A 19,912-nucleotide genomic window follows, 5' to 3' on the forward strand; every position below is an offset into this window, starting at 1 on the left:
CCAGGTACGATCCGGGCCGTGGAGTTCGCCGGTGCGCTGAGACAGGCCGTCCAGGCGAGCGGCCTGACCCTCGAGCGGATCCGGCACAGGCTCGGCCAGCGCGGCCTGCCGGTGAGCGTGGCCACGCTGAGCTACTGGCAGCGGGGCCGCAGCAGACCGAGGTCCCGCGCGGTCGTGGCCGCGCTGGAGGAGATCCTCGGGGTGCCCGCCGGCTCGCTCACCGGACTGCTGGAGGCGGCCGACCACGGCGCCCACCCGGTGCGCCACGGCGGCGGCGGTGCGGGCCGCACCGGCGCGGGACGGCTCGAACGCGGCCGTGCCGCCGGCGACCTGTGGCCGGACCCGGAACGCTACGCCCGGGTCGTCGGCCAATTGGACCGGTCCGGAGACCACCGGCTCGAACGGCTGAGCACGCACGACGTCTACCGTCTCGACGCCGACCGGCGGCCCGGGAGGTTGTCGGTGCGCACGGTCCTGCGGGCCGCGGGCGACGACGTCGACCGGGTCGTGTGCGTGCATCCGGCGGGGGAGGGGCAGCCGGAGGCCGAGCTGACCGGGCTCCGCTACTGCCGCCCGGGACGGGTGCGGGCCGAGGAGGGACTGCTGGCGTTCGAGCTCGTCTTCGACCGCGTGCTCGCGGCGGGCGACACGGCCGTCGTCGAGTACGAACTCGACCTCCAGGCGGGCCCGGGGACGGGCCAGGCCGACGAATACACCCGGCGGTTCGCCCGGCCGATCCGCGATTACCTGGCCGTCGTGCAGTTTCATGAGGAAATGTTTCCCGCGCGTTGCTACGGGTTCTCTGGGGAATCTGCGCACGCCCCGCGGGAACGACTCGGCGAACTCTGGATCGGCACGTCGGGCAGCGCGCATATGGCGGCGGGAGACGTGCGTTTCGGCATCCTGGGCCTCGAATGGGAATGGGACTGACCCCGGGCGCCCTTTGGCAAGATCTCCCCTGATCACGGCCACGCGTCGTCGTTGTTTGTGTACTTTTACGCTTGGCAGCACGTTCCTGGGGATTTACAGTGAGCGCTGGTATAGCAAGTGCTGTTGTCAAGGCCGAGGGCGGGGGCCGGCCCAAGCCCTTCCGGAGGCCGATAGCGGTGCAGACAGTCACGGAGGAAGACCTCCTCCAAATGCTGCAGTACGGCCCCTTCAACGTGGCCCTGCATGCGGCGATCCAAGCACGCGGGCTCAGTCTGGAATCCCTGCGGCGACGACTCGACCAGCAGGGCATCGCGGTCAGCCTCTCTACCCTGAGCTACTGGCAGCGGGGCCGGACACGTCCCGAACGAGCCGATTCACTCCGCGCGGTACGCGGTCTCGAGGTCATCCTCGAACTGCCCCGCCACTCACTCCTGACCCTTCTCAAACCGTCCGGCGAACGCGCGGCCGGATCCTGGCTGCCGGTGGAGGAGCTCTGCCCCGAACCCGGCGTCCGCGACCTCATGGCCGACATCGGCGAACGCGGCGAACGCCAGCTGACCGGCCTCAGCCTGCACGACCTGTACGTCGTCGGGCGCGGCCGTGACCTGCGCGAGGTCCGTACCCGTGCGGTCTTCCAGGCGCAGCAGCGCGGGGTCGATCGCTGGATCGCCGTCTACCACCATCCGCATCGCGTCATCCCGTCCTCCCGGACGGCACGCGGGTGCCGGTTCGGGCGGGTCCGGGTGGACGAGGCGAGCGGGCTGATCGCCGCCGAGCTCCTGTTCGACCGGGCGCTCGCCCGCGGCGAGACCTACCTGCTGGAGTACGGCTTCGGGTTCGACGAGCCCGGGCCGGAGGTGACCGAGGAGGGCCGCGGCTTCCGCACCCCCCAGCACGAATACCTGATCGAGGTGAGGTTCCACCCGGCATCGCTCCCGGCCCGCTGTTATCGCACCTGGCGGCCGGACGCGCAGACGGCCCTGAAAGACCTGACCGACCTGAGGATGTCGAGCTACCACAGCGTGCACTTCATCGACTTCGGCATGGCCACCGGCTATCACGGCATGCGATGGGAGTGGGATTAGCTCTGCCGCTAGCTAGGTGACGAGGAGGCCTAGGAGGCGGTCCAGTTCGGCGGCGGGGTCGGTGGTCAGGCCGGCGTGTACGGGACCAGGCTGGACGATCGTGCTGCGCGGTGCCGTCAGCCAGCGGAAGCGGGCGCCGGGCGGCTCGTCTGCGGCCTGCCCGGCCCGGTCGCCGCCGCAGCAGAGGGCGTCGACCGCCTTGAGTGCGTGGCGGACGCCGTCGAGGTCGAGGGTGGGGTCGAGCGCGCGCAGGCGTGCCTCGTCGAGATGGATGCGGCAGTCGAGGTAATCCAGCGCGCGGCAGTAGACGACCACGCCCACGTTCATGAGTTCGCCGCGTTCGACGCGTGGGATCACGCGCAGCGCCGCGTATTCGAAGACGGTCCTGTCGCTCATGCGGGACCGCCCAGCCAGCCGGGGCGCTTCTCGCCGCGACGGGACTCCGTGTCGGCCTTGGAGTCGCTGAGGTCGAGCGAGGGCAGCCAGTCACGCGGCTTGCCTACCCGTGTGAGAAGGATGTCCACATATGCGGCGCGAACATCGTGGGGGGTCGCGAAGCCCGGCTCGTTCTCCAGCCAGCGGTCGGGGACCAGCGCGGCGACCTCGCGGAGGAGGTCCTCGGTGATCTTCGGGGCGAGCTCGGCCTCGGCGCCGGGCAGGTCGTCGGCGAACGGGGTGAGGACGTGGTCGTCCACGTCGTAGGGGCCCGTGAACAGGCGGGCCGCGTTGGCCCAGGCGTGGTGGAAGATGAGGCTCGCGCCGTGGTCGATCAGCCACACATCGCCGTGCCAGACCAGCATGTTGGGGTTGCGCCAGCTGCGGTCGACGTTGCCGATGAACGCGTCGAACCACACCACGCGCGACGCCCATGAGCGGTCCGGCTTCCAGCCCAGCGGGTCGAAGCCGAGCGAGCCCGGCAGGAAGTCGACACCGAGGTTCCAGCCGGTGCTGGCCTTGAGCAGGTCCTGCACATCGGGGTCGGGCTCGTGCCGCCCGATCACTGGATCGAGATCGATGATCATCTGGTCGGGCACGCGCAGCCCGAGGCGGCGGGCCAGCTCGCCCGCGATGACCTCGGCGATCAGCGCCTTGCGGCCCTGCCCGGCGCCGTGGAACTTCATGACGTACGTGCCCAGGTCGTCGGCTTCGACGATCCCCGGCAGCGACCCGCCCTCACGCAGCGGGGTCACGTACCGGATGGCGGTGACGAGAGGCAACACGCCGATCACGCTATCGGGTGGCCGCTCGGCGGCGATAATCGGTGACATGTTCGAGGTGACGATCGATCTCTCGGTGCCGATCGGCACCGGGATGCCGGTGTATCCGGGCGACCCCGAGGTCGAACTGTCCGCCGCGCTGACGGTGGCGAAGGACGGCGTGAACGTGCAGCGGCTGCACCTGGGGTCGCAGACCGGGACGCACGTGGACGCGCCATTCCATATCGACGACTCATTGCCAGGGCTCCACGAGCTCCCGGGCGGCGGCGTCTTCGTGGGGCCCGCCGAGATCGTGGACGTCCGCGGGCTGCCGCCGCGAACGGCCATCGGGCCGGAGGTGCTGCCTGCGCGGCCGGCCTTCACGGGCTCCATCCTGGTCTTCGCCACGGGGTGGTCGCGGTACTGGGGAACGGACGAGTATTTCGCCCATCCCTATCTGGCGCCCGAGACGGCGGCGGCCATCGCGTCGCAGGAGTACAACTGGCTGACGGTCGGCATCGACGCGCCGAGCGTGGATCCAACTCCTGAGCCGGGGTCGGAGGCGTTCACGCTGGCCGCGCACCGGTCGCTCCTCGCCCGGGAGGACGCGGCGTTCGGCGGGCCGATGGTCGTCGAGAACCTCACCAATCTGGACCAGGTCCTGGAGGCCAAGGCCGACGGCTATCTCATCTCGATGATGGTCTTCCCGCTCCGGTTGCCGGGCGACGGCGCACCGGCGCGCGCCGTCGCCCACGGGCTCTCGGACACCAAGGACACGCCCTAGCGTCCGTGGCGGGTCAGGCTCCGGCGAGCAGGGTGCGGTGCTGCTCCATCAGGTCGATCATCGGGCGGGCGGGGCGGCCGGTGAGGCGCTGGACGGTGTCGGTCACAGCTTCGCCGTAGCCTGCGCGCAGGGACACCCCGAACGACACGATCATGCCGCGCACCTCGTCCGGGACCCCGGCGGCGCGCAGCTGCTCGTCGAGCGTCACGTCGTCCACGCTGGCGTAGCCGAGGGGACGGCCGGAGACCTTGCTCGCCAGCGCGGCGATGTCGGCGAAGCTGAGCGACTCCGGCCCGGTGACGTCGTAGGCCTTGCCCTCGTGACCGGACGAGGTCAGCACCGCGGCGGCGACGGCGGCACAGTCGTCACGGTGGACGAAGGCGCCGCGGGCGTGGTCGGTGTTGTCCACCAGGACGCCCCGGGGGATCGCGGGCGGCACGATCTGGGTGACGGGGGTCTCGGCGTACAGGCCGTTGCGCAGATACGTCACGTCGAGTCCGGAGTCGTCCAGCAGTTCGTGCGTGCGCAGGTGGTCGGGCACCACGGTCGACGGGCAGTCCGGGTCGACCATGACGTAGGAGGTGTAGACGATGTGCCGGACCCCGGCTGCCGAGGCCGCCTCGATGGCGTTGCGGTGCTGGGTGACGCGGCGGCCGAGCTCGTGCAGGCTGATCAGGAGCATCCGGTCGGCGCCCTCGAAGGCCGCCGGCAACGACTCGGGCTCGTCGTAGTCGGCGTGCCGCACGGTCACGCCGTTGCCGGAGAAGTCGGCCAGCGCGTCCACGTTCCGGGTGGTCAGGATGACGTCGCCGGCCGGGACCCTGTCCAGCACGTACCGCGCGGTCGCGCGGCCGAGTTGTCCGGACGCGCTTGCGATGAGAATTCTCGTTACCATCCCAAACCAACCATCCCAAATCAATCGATTGCCGGGGCCCGGGGCCTTCTTCGGATTTCGATACGGTGTGCGTAACGTTAGGGCGTTCGCCGCCATTGCCGCTACCGCTGGAGAATCCGCGACCGTGACCCAGCCACATGATCCCGCCTCGGCGGAGCCGGAGTCCGCGCCAAGCCATCGCACTCCGTGGCTGGACGCGACCCGTCCGTCACCTGCCCGTGTGTACGACTACCTTCTGGGCGGCAAGGACAATTTCGCGGCCGACAGGATCGCCGCGGAAAAGATGGTGGCCGCCTTTCCTTCCATCCGGATCGGTGCGCAGGAGAACCGCCGGTTCCTGCTCCGCGGTGTCCGTTATCTGGCGGATGAGATCGGAATGCGACAGTTCTTGGATATCGGCACCGGCATTCCCATCTCGCCCAACGTGCACGAGGTCGTCCAGTCCGTCACGCCCGCGGCGCGGGTCGCCTACGTCGACAACGACCCGGTCGTCCTGGCGCACGCCCGCGCGCTCCTGGTCTCGGGGCCGGCCGGCGAGGTCGGCTACCTGGAGGCGGACATCCGTGACCCGGGCTCGATCATCGGCAGCACCCTGGTCCGCCACATGCTGGATTTCGACGAGCCCGTCGCGTTGGTGCTGAACGCCGTCCTGCACTTCATCCCCGACGACGAACGCCCCGACGAGATCCTCCGCACCCTGATCGGCGCACTGCCGCCCGGCAGCCACGTGCTCGCCAGCCACCTCACCCCCGAGCACAACGGGCGGCTGCGGCAGGCCAGCGACGGCTACAACGACGACGGCGTGCGCACCCGGCCCAGGACCCGGGCGGAGTTCGAACGACTGGTCTTCATCGACCAGGGGCTCGAACTGGTGGAGCCGGGAGTGGTGCTGGTGTCGCAGTGGCGCCGGGACCCCGACGACCCTCCCGTCCCCACCCCCGCCGAAGTCTCCGCCTACGGCGGCCTTGCCCGCCTGCCCTGAGCGCACCTGCGGGCATCCGCAGATCCGCGCGCCGATCACATCTTGGCGATGACCTCGCCGGCGAAGCGTTCCATGGTGGCGACCTTGAGCTCCAGGCCCTCGCCGTGCTTCGCCTTCTCGTCCCGGGACGCCAGCCACCACGGCGCGGCCATCGTGCCGTTCACCCCGCGGTCGGCCCACTTCCTGTAGAGATCGGCCGAGGGCATCGCGCCGATGGGCGCGATCACCTTGAGATCGTCGAGGGTGCGGCCGTGGTCGGCGAGGAAACCGCTGAGGCGGTTGAGCAGGTCCCCGAGCTGGTCCTCGGAGTAGATGCGGTTGCCGATCCAGCCGTCGCCGACGCGGGCCGCCCGGCGCAGCGCGGCGTCGCTGTCCCCGCCGATGTAGACCGGGACGGGCTTGGACGGAACGGGCGCGATGCTGAGCGGGCCGAAGTCGTAGAACGTGCCGTGGTGCTCGACCATCCCGCCCTGCCAGAGCGTGCGCAGGGCGGGGATCATTTCGTCCAGCCGCTTGCCCCGGGTGTGGAAGTCCTGGCCCGTCTGCAGGAACTCGTCCTTGCACCAGCCCACGCCCACGCCGAAGATCGCCCGGTCGCCCGACAGCGCCGCGGCCGTGGAGACGGCCTTGGCGACCGTGAAGAGATCGCGGGCGGGCGGGATGTAGACGTTGGTCGCGAACCGCACCCGCTCGGTGACCGCCGCCATCGCCCCGATCGTCACCCACACATCCGGCCAGTGGGTGTCGGGCTTGTACGGCGGCGCGCCGGTGTCGGAGTAGGGGTAGGACGCGTCGTAGTCGGTGTAGAAGATGTGATCCGAGATCGCGACCGTGTCGTATCCGAGGCGGTCGGCCGCCCGGGCGAGCCCGAGGAACTCGCCCGTCTCGACGAACGCGGCGCCAAGCCAGAACTCCATGGTGTCAGTCCTGGAACTCGGGAATGACCTTGGTGGCGAACATCTCCAGGTTGCGCTTGACCGTGTCGAGCGGCAGCACACCCTGCTGGCCCTGCATGAACAGACCGAACCACTCCAGGTCGGGCATCCGGTCGAGCATGCGCTGGATGCCGCGCTTGACGTCGTCCGGGGTGCCGAGGAGGGCCATCTCCACCTCGTTCATGCGCTTGAAGTCGCCCTTCTCCGGGGAGATGGGCTTGTGGCTGTCGTCCTCCTTCTTGCGCAGCACCTCCAGGTAACCGAAGGGGCCGAAGAACGAGGCGAAGTCCTTCTGCATGCCCTTGCCGTAGGTGGCGATGGCCTCCTCGCGGGTGTCCGCCATGCCCACGATCTTGAGGATGCCGGTGTGCTCGCCGAGCTTGTAGTCCTTGCCCTGCCGCCCGCACTCCTCCTGGTAGAGCTTGGCCTTGGCCGCGTGGTCGTCGGGGTTCGGGGTGAACATCCAGGGCATGATGCCCTCCTGCGCTGCCCGGATGACCGACCGGTCCGAGACGGTGAACGGCTGCCACAGCTCGGGGTGCGGGTACTGGTACGGCTTGGGGCAGATCGACACCGACTGGATCACGCCGTTCTCGTCGATCTCGCCGGGCGCGCCGAACGTCTGCGTCCACTCCTGCGCGGGCCAGCCCTCGATGCCGCTGAACGGGGCGGGGATCTCGTAGTCCAGCACGTCGCTCTTGTAGCGGACGGTGTCCTGCTCCCACGCCATCTTCATGATCTTCAGGACCTCGCCGAACACGTCGAAGTTGCGCGTGTCCGACTTGGAGCCGTCCGAACGGGCCGCCGCCGCGTGCCAGCGCTGGCCGAGCACGTTCATCCACCGGTTCTGGTAGCCGCGGGCGACGCCCAGCCGCAGCCGGCCCTTGGAGAAGTGGTCCAGCAGCGCGACGTCCTCCGCAGCGCGGATCGGGTCCCAGGCGGGCAGCACGATCCCCAGCGGGGCGAGCAGGATCCGCTCGGTGCGGGCCGCCAGGTCGGTCAGGAACATCAGCGGGTTGACCGAGAACTCAAAGCCTTCGGAGTGGAAGTGGTGCTCGGTCATCATGAGCGCGTCGAAGCCGACCTGGTCGGCGTGCACGGCGATCTCACGGACCTCGTGGAGCAGCTTCTGGTACGACTCGACGTCGCGTCCGATCGGCCGCTTGGCCTTGGCGTTCTCCTCGGCGGCCCAGCCCGACCCCGGGATCTGCGGGTTGAGGAAGATGGAAAACTTCACGCGGGCTTCTCCTTGTCGAGCTTCTCGATTTCCTCGAGCCGGTTCTTGACGACGAGCAGGAATTCGGCCGGCCGCTCTTCGTGCAGCCGGTGCCCGGCCCCGGGCCAGGCGATGGCCCGGGAGGCGGGATGCTTGAACAGTTCGGTCTCCCAGGCGGCGCGTTCGGGCTCGGCCCAGCAGGTCAGGACGGGGCAGGCACGGCGGGCGAGATAGGCCTCGGACGCCGGGCGCGTGCCCCAGTGGCCCTCGTCGGTGAACATCGCCGGGAACGCCTGCGCGAGCACGTGCTCCGGGGTGGCCTGGATCTTGCGGGCGTGCGCGGTCCGGAGGTGCCGGGGGGTGGCGGCGGTGTAGAGGACAGGTTCCATGCCGAGGACCGTCGCGACCGGATCCTTGCGGAGGGCCTCCACCATCCCGGGGAAGAACTGCGCGATCTCGGCGGGCTGCCCGTACGCGGGGTCGACGCACACCAGCGACCGCACCCGGCCGGGGTGCTCCACGGCCAGCGCGCTCGCCACCATCCCGCCCATCGAGTGCCCGATGGCGATCACCTGGTCGACGCCGAGCCGGTCCAGGAGGCGGGCGAGGTCGGCGGCGAGCTCCTGCGGGCGGTAGCCGGTCTCCGGGGCGGAGGAGTGCCCGTGGCCGCGCAGGTCGGGTGCGATGACCCGGTGACCGGCGGCGGTCAGGCCGGCGATGTGCCAGGCCCAGTCCTGGGAGTCGGCGGCGTACCCGTGCACGAGGAGGAGGGGCGTGCCGCCCGCCCGCGTGAGATCAACTCCTGCGGAACCAGCTGCTGCGGAGGGGGCGTCGTCGGTGTAGAACAGACGAACATCACCCAGCTCAGCAAATGGCATGGGCACCCCTCCGTGGCGATGGACCGAACAAGCGCACGCTACATCAATTCGCACTAGCCGAGCAATCGCTTGGTCGAGTACAAAGCATGTGACGGATGTCGCGTATGAGGGAGAGGCATGGGATGCGGCTAGGGATCACGATGTTCGCCACGGACCGGACGATGGCGCCGCACCACCTGGCCAGAGAGGCCGAGAGCCGGGGCTTCGTCTCGCTCTACATCCCCGAGCACACCCACATCCCGGTCTCGCGGGACACCCCGCCACCCACAGGCGTGGACTCGCTGCCTGAGGAGTACGCGCGCACGCTCGATCCGTTCGTGGCACTGGCCGCGGCGGCGGCAACGACTGAGCGGATTCGGCTCGGGACGGGCGTCTGCCTGCCCGCGCAGCGCGAGCCGATCGTCACCGCTAAGGCCGTCGCCACACTCGACCAGATCTCGGGCGGGCGATTCGTGCTCGGGATCGGATACGGGTGGAATCGCGAGGAGGCGGCCGACCACGACGTGCCCTGGAAACAGCGGCGCGGCATCGCCCGCGAGCACGTGCTTGCCATGCGTGAGCTGTGGACGAAGGAGGAGGCGTCCTTCAAGGGGGAGTACGTGTCGTTCCAGCCGAGCTGGTCGTGGCCCAAGCCGGCCGGGCACGTCCCCGTCCTGCTGGGCGGCGCGCCCGGCCCCCTGCTCTTCTCGCACATCGCCGAGTACGGCGACGGATGGATGCCGATCGGCGGGGCGGGCATCCGCGAGGCGCTGCCCGCGCTGCGCGCCGCGTGCGAGAAGGCGGGCCGCGAGACCGTGCCGGTCATCCCGTTCGGGACGTTGCCGACGGCGGAGAAGCTCGACTACTACGCGTCCCTTGGCGTCCAGGAGGTCGTGCTACGCGTCCCCGCCGCTGGGCGAGACGAGGTGCTGCCGGTGCTGGACGAGTACGCGACGACCTACCTGCGAGACCAGTGAGTCACGCCCTAGCGGATCATGCGGAAACAGAGCCAGGTCGGGAACTGGTAGTAGAGGCCCTTGCCCGCCTTGACCGCACCCAAGATCAGCACCACGTACTGCGCGAAGGCGTGGAAGACGTAGACGGGCACTGCGATCAGGAACCAGAGCGGCTGGTCGAGGAGGATCGCGATCGGGATCGCGACCACCAGCGGAACCAGCATCTGGATCAGGGCGGTGATCTGGTAGTTCAGCGCCTGGGCCGCGTGGAATCTGACCAGCGCGGAATGCTTGCGCTTGACGAAGTAGATGATCAGCGGGGCCAGGAAGCCGACGATGATCGTCCCCACGTAGCTCATGATCGCCCAGGTGCTGTCGTCGCCGCTGGGCTGGACGCGCGGCCCCTGCGGTACTCCGGGCGGCCCGTACCCCCATTGCGGGTCGTACGGCCCGCCGGGCGGCGGTCCGCCTCCCGGCGGCGGCCCATCCCCGGGCGGTCCGTAGCCCGGAGGCTGTCCGTACTGCGGCACCTGCCCGTACCCGGGCGGCGGGGAGTCGGAGGGCGGCTGCCCGTACCCGGGCGGCGGGGGGTCGGAGGGCGGCTGCCCGTAGGGCGAGGGGTGCGGCGGTGGTTGGTCGGTCACGGAAGTGTCCTCTCGCTCCTACGTGAGATTGTTCTGAAATCTACTTGAACTGGACGACCATGCGTGGCGTCTCACAGTCAGCGGAAGGGGGCGAAGCCATGCCCATGGTCGAAGAGATGCGCCCTGACGATCCCGTGCGCCTCGGGCCGTACCGGCTCTCGGGCAGGCTGGGTGAGGGCGGGCAGGGTGTCGTCTACCTGGCCGAGGCGCCGGACGGCGGCCAGGTGGCGGTCAAGCTGCTGCGCGGCCACCTGGGCGCGAACTCCGAGGCCCGGGCGCGGTTCATGCGCGAGGCCGAGACGGCCCAGCGCGTGGCACGATTCTGCACGGCCTCGGTGCTGGACGCCGACGTCGCGGGCGACCAGCCGTACATCGTGAGCGAGTATGTGAGTGGTCTCTCGCTGCGGCGCGTGGTCGCGGCCGAGGGCGCGCGGGTCGGCGGGGAACTGGAGCGCCTCGCGGTCGGGACGGCGACGGCGCTGGTGGCGATCCACCAGGCGGGCGTCGTGCACCGCGACTTCAAGCCGCACAACGTGCTGCTGGGACCGGACGGCCCGCGCGTGATCGACTTCGGCATCGCCCGCGCGCCCGACGGGACGACGGTCACCGGGAGCGGGCCGCTGGGCACGCCGTGCTACATGGCGCCCGAACAGGTCACGGGGGAGCGGGCCGGACCGGCCGCCGACGTGTTCGCGTGGGCGGGGACGATGGTGTTCGCGTCCTGCGGGCGGCCACCGTTCGGGGACGACTCGATGCACGCCGTGCTGCACCGCGTCCTGCACGAGGAGCCGGATCTCGGCGCGCTGACCGGTCCCCTGCGCGAGATCGTGGCCGCCTGCCTGGCCAAGGATCCGGCGGCCCGGCCGGAGTCCGGCGAGGTGCTGCGCCGGTTGCTCGGTCAGGTCGAATCGGGCGCCACCAGCCCGATACCGCCTCCGCCTCCGTTGTCGCGGGATACCGAGCGCGTCCCCGTGCCGCACAAGCCGCGGCGGACCCCGGGCGTCGTCGCCGTATCCGGTGCGGTGATCGCGGTCGCGGCCGTCGCCGTGGTGAGTGTGCTCGCGTTCGACGGCCTGGGACGTGGTGGCGGCACGCCGAATGGGGACTCCACGAAGTCGACGTCCAGCCCTCCGTCCGGCTTCACCGACCCGTTCGCCGGGAACTGGACGGGCAGCTTGCGGCAGAGCGACGGAAAGATCCTGCGCGCCCTCGTCGTCCTGCCGAAGGGCGGGACCAGCGGACAGGTCACCTATCCGAACGAGCAATGCTCGGGCGTGCTTTCCCTGACCGGGACCGCCGATAACGCGCTGACTCTGCGCGAAGTGATCACAACGGGCGCGGAGCACTGCATCAACACCGGCACCGTCAACCTCACACGCCAGCCAGGCGGCACCCTCTTCTACAGCTACACCGGGACCGAGAAGAGCCAGACCTACACGCTCATAGGGCCGTTGACGCGCAGCTGAGGGCGGTCAGTCGAAGACGATGACCGAGCGGGCGACCGCGCCTGACCGGACGTGCGCGACGGCGTCGTTGACGGCGTCGAGGGGGACGCGTTCGCTCACCAGGCCTTCGAGGTTGAGGCGGCCGCGCCGGTAGAGGTCCACGAGCAGCGGCAGGTCGCGGGCCGGGGTGGCGTCGCCGCCCTGGGTGCCCATGAGGCGGCGGGAGCCGAAGAGCTGGCCGGGCGGGATCTCCAGGTTCTTCCCGGCGGCCGGGCTGCCGACCATGACGGTGGTGCCGCCGGGCTGGGTGGCGGCGAACGCCTTGGTCAGCACCTCGGCGATGCCCGTGACGTCGAACGCGTAGTCGGCGCCGCCACGGACGATCTCACCCACCTGCTTGGGGAGGTCGTCGGACAGGACGGTGTGCGTCGCGCCGAACTCCTCGGCCAGCGTCAGCTTGGACTCGACGACGTCCGCGGCGATGATCGTGGTCGCTCCGGCGAGCACGGCGCCCTGGATCACGTTCAGGCCGACGCCGCCGGCACCGACGACCAGCACCGAGGAGCCGGGCTCGACCCGGGCCGTGTTGAGCACGGCGCCCACGCCGGTCACCACGCCGCAGGCGGTGAGGGCGAGCAGGTCGAGCGGCGCGTCCTTGGCGACCTTGACGCACATGGCCTCGGCGACGACGACCTTCTCGGCGAACGAGCCGATGCCGATGTAGGGGCGGACCACCTCGTCGCCGGCCGAGAGGCGGGTGGTGCCGTCGCCCATCAGGCCCATGATCGCGGACATCCGGCTCTTGCCGCTGCACAGGTGCGCGTTGCCGCGGGCGCAGTTGCGGCAGCGGCCGCACGGCCCGTTCATCGCGACGATCACATGGTCGCCGGGCTTCACGGCGGTCACTCCCGGCCCGACCCGCTCCACGACGCCCGCGCTCTCGTGTCCGAGCACGCAGGGCAGATGCGACACGACCGGGCTCTTGCCGTCGATGGCCTTGATGTCGGAGCCGCAGACGCCCGAGGCCGCCACCTTGACCAGCACCTCGCCGGCCTTGGGGTCCTCGACCGTCACCTCGGCGATCTCCATCGGAGCGCCGAACCTCCGCAGCAACGCCGCGCGCATCACCGTCATTGATGCCGACGGAGTCGGCTCGGGGGGTGTGGGGGGTCGGCCCCCCTCGGGAGATGCCGTCAAGTCGTCTCACCTTCCGTGTCGCGCCGCCGGAAGCGCGGCCAAGGTCACGCTAACACCAAGCACTTGCTTGGTCGAGATCGTTGACACGCTCTCCGGGTCGAACTTACGCTCACGCCCAAACGAGCGCTAGGTCACATCGGTGCCGTCGGCTCGTCCGTGTTGCCTGTCACCCCCGGAGGCGCGACATGAAGACATCGGTTCTCACGACCTCGGCGATACTTCGGACGGCGGCGGTGGCGGCGTCCGCCGTACTGCTGGCCGGGTGCGCCACCAGCAACGAGTCCTCGTCGGGATCGGGCTCGGCCGGGGTCACCGATTCGGCGGTCAAGGTCGGCGGCGTGCTCACCAAGACCAGCGCCACCGGCTACTCGACCGGCGGCGCCGAGCTCGGCGCCAAGGCCCGGTTCGAACGGGCCAACGCGGCGGGCGGCGTGCACGGCCGCAAGATCGAGTTCGTCGGGGTCGAGGACGACACGATGACGCCGGACAAGGGCGCCGCCGCCGCCAAGAAGCTCGTCCAGAAGGAGAAGGTGTTCGCCGTCCTGCCGGTCAGCGCGCCGCAGTTCGGCGGCGCGGAGTTCCTGGAGCAGCAGAAGGTGCCGTGGTTCGGCTGGGCGACCGGCCCGTTCTGGTGCGGCAAGGAGAGCGCGTTCGGCTTCAACGGCTGCCTCGCGCCCAAGCCGGGCGAGAAGACGCAGACGTGGTGGGGCAACCAGGTCGCCGCGCAGCTCGGCGGATCCAAGGGCAAGAAGGTCTGGGTGCAGGCCACCGACTCCACGGCCAGCAAGTACGGCATCTCGACGATCTCCAAGTCGTTCAGCGCCTCGGGCTTCGACATCGCGGGCTCGTCGGCCGCGCTGCCCGCGCAGGCGCCGCCGCAGGACTGGTCGCCGTACGTCAACAAGATCATGAAGAGCGCCGGCGGCAAGGCGCCCGACGTGGTGGTGTCGGTCATGGCCGGCGGCAAGTTCAACTCCGGGCTCTACGCGGCGCTGAAGCGGGCGGGCTACAAGGGCCTCATCACCGACGCGACCTCGTACGACCCCAAGGTCCTGGCCGATCCGCAGACGAAACAGGCGCTGGAGGGCGTCTACGCGGCCCCGCAGTTCGAGCCGTACGAGTCGGACGCCCCCGAGGTCGCGCAGATGAAGGCCGACGTGCAGAAGGTCGGCGGGACGCTCGACCAGCACACCGCCACCGGCTACTGGTCGGCTGACGTCTTCCTGAAGATGCTTGAGAAGACGGGCAAGGACCTCACCCGTGACTCGTTCTTCAAGGCGGCCAACGGCTTCTCGTACGAGAACAAGGGCTTCGGCCGCATCCAGTACCCGGCGGGCAAGACCGAGTCCAACGGCTGCGGTGCCCTCGTGAGGCTGGAGGGCGGCGCGTTCAAGGTCGCGCAGAACCTCAAGTGCTACGACAACACGACCCTCTGACGCAAAGGACCAGGGGTGAGTGAACTCGTCGGGTATGTCCTGAGCGGCCTGGTCACCGGCGCGATCTTCGCGCTGATGGCGTCCGGGCTGACACTCTCGTACTCCGCCACGGGCGTCTTCAACTTCGCGCACGGCGCGATCGGATTCCTGACCGCGCTGGTCTTCTTCGAGCTGACGACCGGGCTCGGCTGGCCGGTGTGGCTGGCCGGGCCGGTCACCGTCGCCGGGGTCGCCCCGCTGCTGGGGTACGCGCTGCACCGGTTGATGTTCCGCGGCCTGGCCTCGGCCGGGGAGACCGCGCAGATCGTCGCCACCATCGGCCTGACGATCGCGCTCCCGGCCCTCGGCCTGTGGACCGTGGACGTGCTCGTGGACACTTTCGGCGCGGACCTGCCGAAGGTGACCGAGGGCGCCGCCGCCCGCGGGCTCGGCCCGCGGCCGGTGGAGACCTGGAATCCGTTCGGCGGCGTGACGATCGACTCCGACCAGCTGACCACGTTCGTCTTCGCCGTGCTCGCCGCGGTCGCGTTGTGGGCGGTCATGCGGCACACGCCGCTGGGCCTGCGCATGCGCGCCACGGTCGACCGGCGGCGGCTGGCCACCCTGCGCGGCATCGACGCCGACGCCGCGTCCGCCCAGGCCTGGATGCTCAGCTCCACCCTGGCGGGGCTGGCCGGAGTGCTGGCCGTGCCCGCTCTCGGCCTGGACTCCAACGCGTTCACCGTCCTGCTCTTCGCCTCCGCGACCGCCGCCGTCTTCGGACGCCTCCAGTCGATCCCGATCACGTTCGCCGCGGGCCTCGCGCTGGGCGTCGTGCAGAACCTGGTCGCGGGCTACGCCGACTTCGCCGAGAAGGTGACGGGCTTCCGCACGGCCATCCCGGCCATCCTCCTCTTCGGCGGCCTCCTCGTCCTCGGCCGGACCCGGGCCCGCGTGGCGGGCTCGATCGCCGAGGACGCGCCGCCGCCCGACTATCTAGCCGACCTGCCGCGCTGGCGCCGCGTCCTTCCATGGACCATCTCGGTTGTCGCCCTGCTCATCTGGACGTTCACCGTCGGGGACGACTATTGGGTCGGCCTGGTCGCCCAAGGCCTCGTCCTCGCCCTCATCTTCTGCTCGTTCGTCGTCGTCACCGGAATCGGCGGCATGGTCAACCTGGCGCAGGCCAGCTTCGCCGCCCTTGCCGCGCTCGCCGCCGGCCTGGCCTTCAGCAAAGGCCTGCCCTTCCCCCTGGCCGTCCTCCTCGGAGTCCTGGCTGCAGTAGCCGCCGGAGTCCTCGTAGCCCTCCCAGCCCTACGCCTGGGCGGCCGCGTCCTAGCCCTCGCCACGCTCGCCCTGGCGCTTCTCGCAGACCAGGTGCTGTTCCAGATCGACGCGTTCAGCAACGGCACCGTCGGCTGGAAACTCCCCGCGTTCTCGCTTGGCTTCGCGGATACCAACGACCCTCGCGCGCGCGTGGTCATCCTCCTGGTGGTCATCGGTCTCGTCGGCCTGCTGATCCGCAACCTGGAACGATCCGCGTCCGGCCGCGCGATCCTCGCCGTCCGCTCCGCGCCCACCGCTGCGCTCTCGGTCGGAATCTCCGCGACCCGAGCCAAGATCACCCTCTTCGCGCTCGCCTCCGGCATCGCCGGGCTGGGCGGCGTCCTGTACGCCACGTTCAACGGCCAGATCACCGCCACCGACCTGCCCGCGCTGACCGGCTTCGTCTGGCTGGCCGTCGTCGTGCTCCAGGGCGTCCGCCGCGTCGGCGGCGCCGTCCTAGGCGGCCTCATCATGGCGCTGTTCCCTGAGGTGCTCGACAACGTCACCGACTCCGCCTACGTCGGGATGATCCTCTTCGGTCTCGGCGGCATGATCCTCGCCAAGCATCCCGACGGCGTGCTCGCCCAGATGGCCGAACGCCGCTACCGCCGCCGCAAACGCACCGAGAAACAAGCCGAGGCCGTGCCTGCCACACCTCGACCGGCCCAACCCGACGCGGTGCTACGCCTGGAGGGAATCGTCGCTGGATATGGCGACGCCACCGTTCTGCGCGGCGTCGACCTGGCGGTCCCGGCCGGAAAGGTGGTCGCACTCCTCGGCGCGAACGGCGCGGGCAAGTCCACGACCTGCGCAGTCGCGGGATCGATGGTCCCCACCGCGGGCCGCGTCCTGCTCGACGGCGAGGACATCACGAACTGGCCTGCACACAAACGGGCTCGCGCGGGCATCTATCTGGCCCCCGAGGGGCGCGGGGTCTTCCCGTCCCTCACGGTCGAAGAGAACCTCACGACCTGGCTGCCGTCCGCCGCCGACCGCGAGCAGGTGTACGAGCGGCTCTCCCATCTGGCCGACCGCCGCACCGTCCCGGCCGGGGCCCTCTCGGGCGGCGAGCAGCAGATCCTAGCCCTGGCCCCCGCCCTCGTGAGACCACCGCGCGTGCTGATAGCCGACGAACCGTCCCTCGGCCTCGCCCCGCTCATCGTCGAGCAGATCTTCGAGCTCTTCGGCGAACTCCGCGACCGGGGCATCGCGCTCCTCGTCGTCGAGGAGAAGGCCAGCGAGGTGCTCGCGCTCGCCGACACCGTCGCGTTCATGCGGCTCGGCCAGATCTCCTGGACCGGCCCGCGCTCCGAGGTCGACGAAGAGCGGCTGACCTCCGCCTACCTCGGCCTCGCAGGAGTGGGGGAACAATGATCGACATCACCGGCGTCAGCGTGCGCTTCGGCGGCGTCCACGCCCTCACGGACGTGGGTTTCACCGTGCCCGAAGGGGAGACCTGCGGCGTCATCGGCCCGAACGGCGCAGGCAAGACCACGCTCTTCGACGTGGTCACCGGCCTCCGCCGCCCCACCGCCGGCTCCGTCCACCTCAACGGCGCCGACGTCACCACCACCAGCGCAGTCAAACGATCCCGCCTCGGCCTGCGCCGCACCTTCCAACGCCCCCAGGTCTTCGGCCGCCTGACGGTCCTCGACAACGTCCTGGCCGCCGTCGAATGGCACGGCGGCGGCGGAGGCCTGGCCGCCGACCTCGTCGGCTGGCGCACTCGCCGCCGCCTCGAAGTCTCCCGCCGCACCAAGGCCCTCGAGATCCTCGACCGCTGCGGCATCGCCGACCTCTCCACCGCCTACGCCGCCGACCTCCCCATAGGCCAGCGCCGCATGGTCGAACTCGCCCGCGCGATCATCGACGACCCGGACGTCCTCCTCCTGGACGAACCCACCTCAGGCCTGGACGCCGACCAAGCCGCCCTCTTCGCCGCCGTCGTCCGCGACCTGGACGCCACCATCCTCCTGGTCGAGCACGACGTCGGCTTCGTCATGGAGGCCTGCGAACGCATCGTCGTCCTCGACCTGGGCAAGGTCATCGCCGACGCCACCCCCACCCAAATCCGCGAAGACCCAGCAGTAAGAGCCGCCTACCTCGGCTGACCCGAATAGTCCCGGCGACCGGACCTGAGCCACCTGACCAGTCACCCGTCCCGCACGTTCAGCTCGCAGGTATCGGGCTCGGGAAGAGAGATAGGCCCCGCGTCCTCCAAGAAGAGTCATGCGGGGCGTTCTCGTCTGTCATGGAGTCTCAGGGACTACCAACGAAAGCCCCTGACCTGGGCAACGGGTCGAGAGTTCGTCGGGGGCGGAGTAGGTCAGGCCAGGTCGTGCTGGCTCGCCTTGATCCGGCGTGTGAGCGCGCGCCACGAGTCGGCGTCGATGATCAGCTTGGGTCCGTCCGGGTCTTTGGAGTCCCGCACGGCGACGGCGGGAGCAAGGCCAGCGACCTCGACGCATGCCGATTGCTCAGTACCGCTGCGGCTTGATTTCCGCCACACGGGACCAGTCACGTGAACGCCTCCATCACCTTGCGGACGAGGTCCGACGACGGACCTTCGATGAGCGCCTTTGCGCTAATGCGCTCGTACCTTATTTCATACGACCTAACGTCCGGTGGGGAGGACACCAAACGTCCGGCTCCCGGTGACTCAGTGTAGGCGACCTCTCCGAAGTCATCTCCGTTGAGGAGCTGGAAGGAGCCGCTCAGCCCAGCGTGTGCGCCAACATGCCATGAGCGTGGCACCACTCGGAGCACGATGTTTTGCCACTCGGCGACGTCGAGTAGGCGTGACAGTTGGGCCCTCATGATCTCGGGGCTTCCGACGGGCCACTCAATGGCGTTCTGGGAAAGAATTACCGTCAGGTGTGGCGCGGGTTTCTTGGTGAGGAGTTCTTGACGCTGCATCCGCTCGATCACGACCTTCTCGGGATCTGGCTCGATACCTGAGAGGATCAGCGCCCGCGCGTAGTCCTCGGTCTGGAGGAGACCCGGGATGACGTTCGCTTCGTAGATCTTCGCCATCCCCGCGCGTTGTTCAAGCTCGACGTACTGCGCGAACCATTGCGGATCGTGTCCGATGCTTGCGTACCAGACAAGCAGGGTGAACAGATCGCACGTATCCCACGCCTTGTCGAGGATCTCAGCCTGTTTCCAGTCGAGCCTCTCCTTGCCAACCTCTATCCGAGACACCTTGGCCTTGCTGACCTTGAGAACGCGGCCAAGCGCCTCGCCCGAAAGTCCCTTCTGGACTCGAAGAGCGCGCAGGTAGACGGCGATGAAGTCCCACATGCTCGCCTTCGGATTGGGCAGCTCCTCCGGTGACCGCTTCCTCGCCATCCGTAACACTCTCCGTCTCAAGATGTCTCAGAACACATCTGGACACGGGACAAAGTACGTCGTCGGGGCCACTCTCGTCAGTAGATAACGAGAAGTCACAACATGTGGACAGCAGGTGACGGCCCATGAGTTCCGGTAGGCGCTCCCCCTCCGACGTCCGAGCCTTGGACGCGCTTCGCGCTGACTTCCCCGGGTGGCGATTCATCCTCAGCAACCGGCGCCGATGGTGGGCGCTGCGTGGACCGTTGCCGCCCGATCGGATCAATGAAGTCGACGCGTGTGACGCGGACACTCCGGCGGAGCTCCGCACCGCGCTCGGAGAGGTCGGCCAGTGACGGCGCAGATGGCACGTACCGAGACGGAACACCAGGCGATGTCGGCAGTGGAGCGGACGGCGGCGGTGCGAGGGCTGGAACGAGAGTTCCCCGGGGTATCCGCATGGTATGGGCGGTTCACGGGCCGGTGGTGGGCGATGCTCCCCAACAAGCGGCGGCTCGTTGAGGCGCTGAGCCCGGCGGAATTGGCGACAGCGATACGGCAGGGGGCGGGGTGGCCGTGGCCATGAACGGTGCGGGCGGGTGGGTGCCGGTCGAGGCAACGTTGATCGTCGCGCGCCGCAAGGTCGCCCAACTCGGGCTGTCTCAGCACGCTTACCGGCCGTATCCGTCTTCACCTGTCCGGCCGGAGGGAACCACCCCGTT

General features: G+C 69.7%; 20 protein-coding genes. 10 read left to right on the forward strand and 10 right to left on the reverse strand.

Translation table 11 applies throughout. The features are described from left to right. The first annotated feature begins 18 nt into the window (after positions 1–18). Both ACH34W_RS34645 and ACH34W_RS34650 read left to right on the forward strand, forming a co-directional pair. Positions 19–930 (forward strand): helix-turn-helix domain-containing protein, encoded by a 912-nt coding sequence (locus tag ACH34W_RS34645; RefSeq protein WP_395965361.1) that lies wholly within the window; start codon positions 19–21, stop codon positions 928–930. 176 nt (positions 931–1,106) lie between these two features. Further along, on the forward strand, positions 1,107–2,015 hold the full coding sequence (locus ACH34W_RS34650) for a hypothetical protein (protein WP_395965362.1): 909 nt from the start codon (positions 1,107–1,109) through the stop codon (positions 2,013–2,015). A gap of 12 nt (positions 2,016–2,027) precedes the next feature. On the opposite strand, the gene ACH34W_RS34655 is transcribed toward ACH34W_RS34650, so the two are convergent. Both ACH34W_RS34655 and ACH34W_RS34660 read right to left on the reverse strand, forming a co-directional pair. Further along, the gene (locus tag ACH34W_RS34655; RefSeq protein ID WP_395965363.1) at positions 2,028–2,411 is read right to left on the reverse strand and encodes a DUF3037 domain-containing protein; all 384 of its coding nucleotides are present in this window, start codon (positions 2,409–2,411) and stop codon (positions 2,028–2,030) included. Then, positions 2,408–3,235: a HipA family kinase gene (locus ACH34W_RS34660; protein ID WP_395965364.1), complete on the reverse strand. Its 828-nt coding sequence runs from the start codon at positions 3,233–3,235 to the stop codon at positions 2,408–2,410. The genes ACH34W_RS34655 and ACH34W_RS34660 overlap by 4 nt, the downstream gene beginning before the upstream one ends. 46 nt (positions 3,236–3,281) lie before the next feature. Here ACH34W_RS34660 and ACH34W_RS34665 point away from each other — a divergent pair, with 46 nt between their 5' ends. Continuing rightward, entirely contained in the window at positions 3,282–3,995 is a 714-nt protein-coding gene (locus tag ACH34W_RS34665; protein ID WP_395965365.1) for a cyclase family protein, read from the forward strand. Between the two features lie 13 nt (positions 3,996–4,008). On the opposite strand, the gene ACH34W_RS34670 is transcribed toward ACH34W_RS34665, so the two are convergent. Beyond that, complete coding sequence (locus tag ACH34W_RS34670; RefSeq protein WP_395965366.1) at positions 4,009–4,890, reverse strand: SDR family oxidoreductase; 882 nt, start codon at positions 4,888–4,890, stop codon at positions 4,009–4,011. 124 nt (positions 4,891–5,014) lie between these two features. Between ACH34W_RS34670 and ACH34W_RS34675 the strand changes: the two genes are divergently transcribed. Next, the gene (locus tag ACH34W_RS34675) at positions 5,015–5,872 is read left to right on the forward strand and encodes an SAM-dependent methyltransferase (protein WP_395965367.1); all 858 of its coding nucleotides are present in this window, start codon (positions 5,015–5,017) and stop codon (positions 5,870–5,872) included. A gap of 35 nt (positions 5,873–5,907) precedes the next feature. Here the strand turns inward: ACH34W_RS34675 and ACH34W_RS34680 are convergent, their stop codons facing one another. From ACH34W_RS34680 to ACH34W_RS34690, 3 genes are read right to left on the reverse strand one after another with little or no spacing between them, the layout of a single operon-like run. Further along, the gene (locus ACH34W_RS34680) at positions 5,908–6,789 is read right to left on the reverse strand and encodes a TIGR03619 family F420-dependent LLM class oxidoreductase (protein ID WP_395965368.1); all 882 of its coding nucleotides are present in this window, start codon (positions 6,787–6,789) and stop codon (positions 5,908–5,910) included. Positions 6,790–6,793: 4 nt separating this feature from the next. Next, positions 6,794–8,044, reverse strand: coding sequence for an LLM class flavin-dependent oxidoreductase (locus ACH34W_RS34685; protein ID WP_395965369.1), 1,251 nt, complete (start codon positions 8,042–8,044; stop codon positions 6,794–6,796). Then, positions 8,041–8,901, reverse strand: a complete 861-nt coding sequence (locus tag ACH34W_RS34690) for an alpha/beta fold hydrolase (RefSeq protein ID WP_395965370.1) — start codon at positions 8,899–8,901, stop codon at positions 8,041–8,043. The genes ACH34W_RS34685 and ACH34W_RS34690 overlap by 4 nt, the downstream gene beginning before the upstream one ends. A gap of 122 nt (positions 8,902–9,023) precedes the next feature. Between ACH34W_RS34690 and ACH34W_RS34695 the strand changes: the two genes are divergently transcribed. Then, complete coding sequence (locus tag ACH34W_RS34695; protein ID WP_395965371.1) at positions 9,024–9,857, forward strand: LLM class F420-dependent oxidoreductase; 834 nt, start codon at positions 9,024–9,026, stop codon at positions 9,855–9,857. Positions 9,858–9,865: 8 nt separating this feature from the next. Here ACH34W_RS34695 and ACH34W_RS34700 read toward each other — a convergent pair whose 3' ends face one another. Then, the gene (locus tag ACH34W_RS34700; RefSeq protein WP_395965372.1) at positions 9,866–10,480 is read right to left on the reverse strand and encodes a DUF4870 domain-containing protein; all 615 of its coding nucleotides are present in this window, start codon (positions 10,478–10,480) and stop codon (positions 9,866–9,868) included. A gap of 98 nt (positions 10,481–10,578) precedes the next feature. Between ACH34W_RS34700 and ACH34W_RS34705 the strand changes: the two genes are divergently transcribed. After that, a complete protein-coding gene (locus ACH34W_RS34705) occupies positions 10,579–11,946 on the forward strand; it encodes a serine/threonine-protein kinase (RefSeq protein ID WP_395965373.1) in 1,368 nt (455 codons plus the stop codon). A gap of 6 nt (positions 11,947–11,952) precedes the next feature. Here the strand turns inward: ACH34W_RS34705 and ACH34W_RS34710 are convergent, their stop codons facing one another. After that, complete coding sequence (locus ACH34W_RS34710) at positions 11,953–13,059, reverse strand: alcohol dehydrogenase catalytic domain-containing protein (protein ID WP_395965374.1); 1,107 nt, start codon at positions 13,057–13,059, stop codon at positions 11,953–11,955. 248 nt (positions 13,060–13,307) lie between these two features. On the opposite strand from ACH34W_RS34710, the gene ACH34W_RS34715 reads away from it, so the two are divergent. From ACH34W_RS34715 to ACH34W_RS34725, 3 genes are read left to right on the forward strand one after another with little or no spacing between them, the layout of a single operon-like run. Next, positions 13,308–14,558 carry an ABC transporter substrate-binding protein gene (locus ACH34W_RS34715; protein WP_395965375.1) on the forward strand — a complete coding sequence of 417 codons (1,251 nt, stop codon included), beginning with the start codon at positions 13,308–13,310 and terminating at the stop codon, positions 14,556–14,558. A gap of 15 nt (positions 14,559–14,573) precedes the next feature. Further along, positions 14,574–17,237 (forward strand): ATP-binding cassette domain-containing protein, encoded by a 2,664-nt coding sequence (locus ACH34W_RS34720; RefSeq protein ID WP_395965376.1) that lies wholly within the window; start codon positions 14,574–14,576, stop codon positions 17,235–17,237. Next, positions 17,234–17,974: an ABC transporter ATP-binding protein gene (locus ACH34W_RS34725; protein ID WP_395965377.1), complete on the forward strand. Its 741-nt coding sequence runs from the start codon at positions 17,234–17,236 to the stop codon at positions 17,972–17,974. The genes ACH34W_RS34720 and ACH34W_RS34725 overlap by 4 nt, the downstream gene beginning before the upstream one ends. Positions 17,975–18,189: 215 nt before the next feature. Here ACH34W_RS34725 and ACH34W_RS34730 read toward each other — a convergent pair whose 3' ends face one another. Further along, positions 18,190–18,384: a DUF397 domain-containing protein gene (locus ACH34W_RS34730; protein WP_395965378.1), complete on the reverse strand. Its 195-nt coding sequence runs from the start codon at positions 18,382–18,384 to the stop codon at positions 18,190–18,192. Continuing rightward, positions 18,381–19,211: a helix-turn-helix domain-containing protein gene (locus ACH34W_RS34735; protein ID WP_395965379.1), complete on the reverse strand. Its 831-nt coding sequence runs from the start codon at positions 19,209–19,211 to the stop codon at positions 18,381–18,383. Before ACH34W_RS34735 ends, ACH34W_RS34730 begins: the two co-directional genes overlap by 4 nt. Before the next feature lie 125 nt (positions 19,212–19,336). On the opposite strand from ACH34W_RS34735, the gene ACH34W_RS34740 reads away from it, so the two are divergent. Next, positions 19,337–19,546, forward strand: a complete 210-nt coding sequence (locus ACH34W_RS34740; RefSeq protein ID WP_395965380.1) for a hypothetical protein — start codon at positions 19,337–19,339, stop codon at positions 19,544–19,546. Positions 19,547–19,912 lie beyond the last annotated feature (366 nt).

Source organism: Actinomadura sp. 6N118, assembly GCF_044326415.1.
Taxonomy (GTDB): Bacteria; Actinomycetota; Actinomycetes; order Streptosporangiales; family Streptosporangiaceae; genus Spirillospora.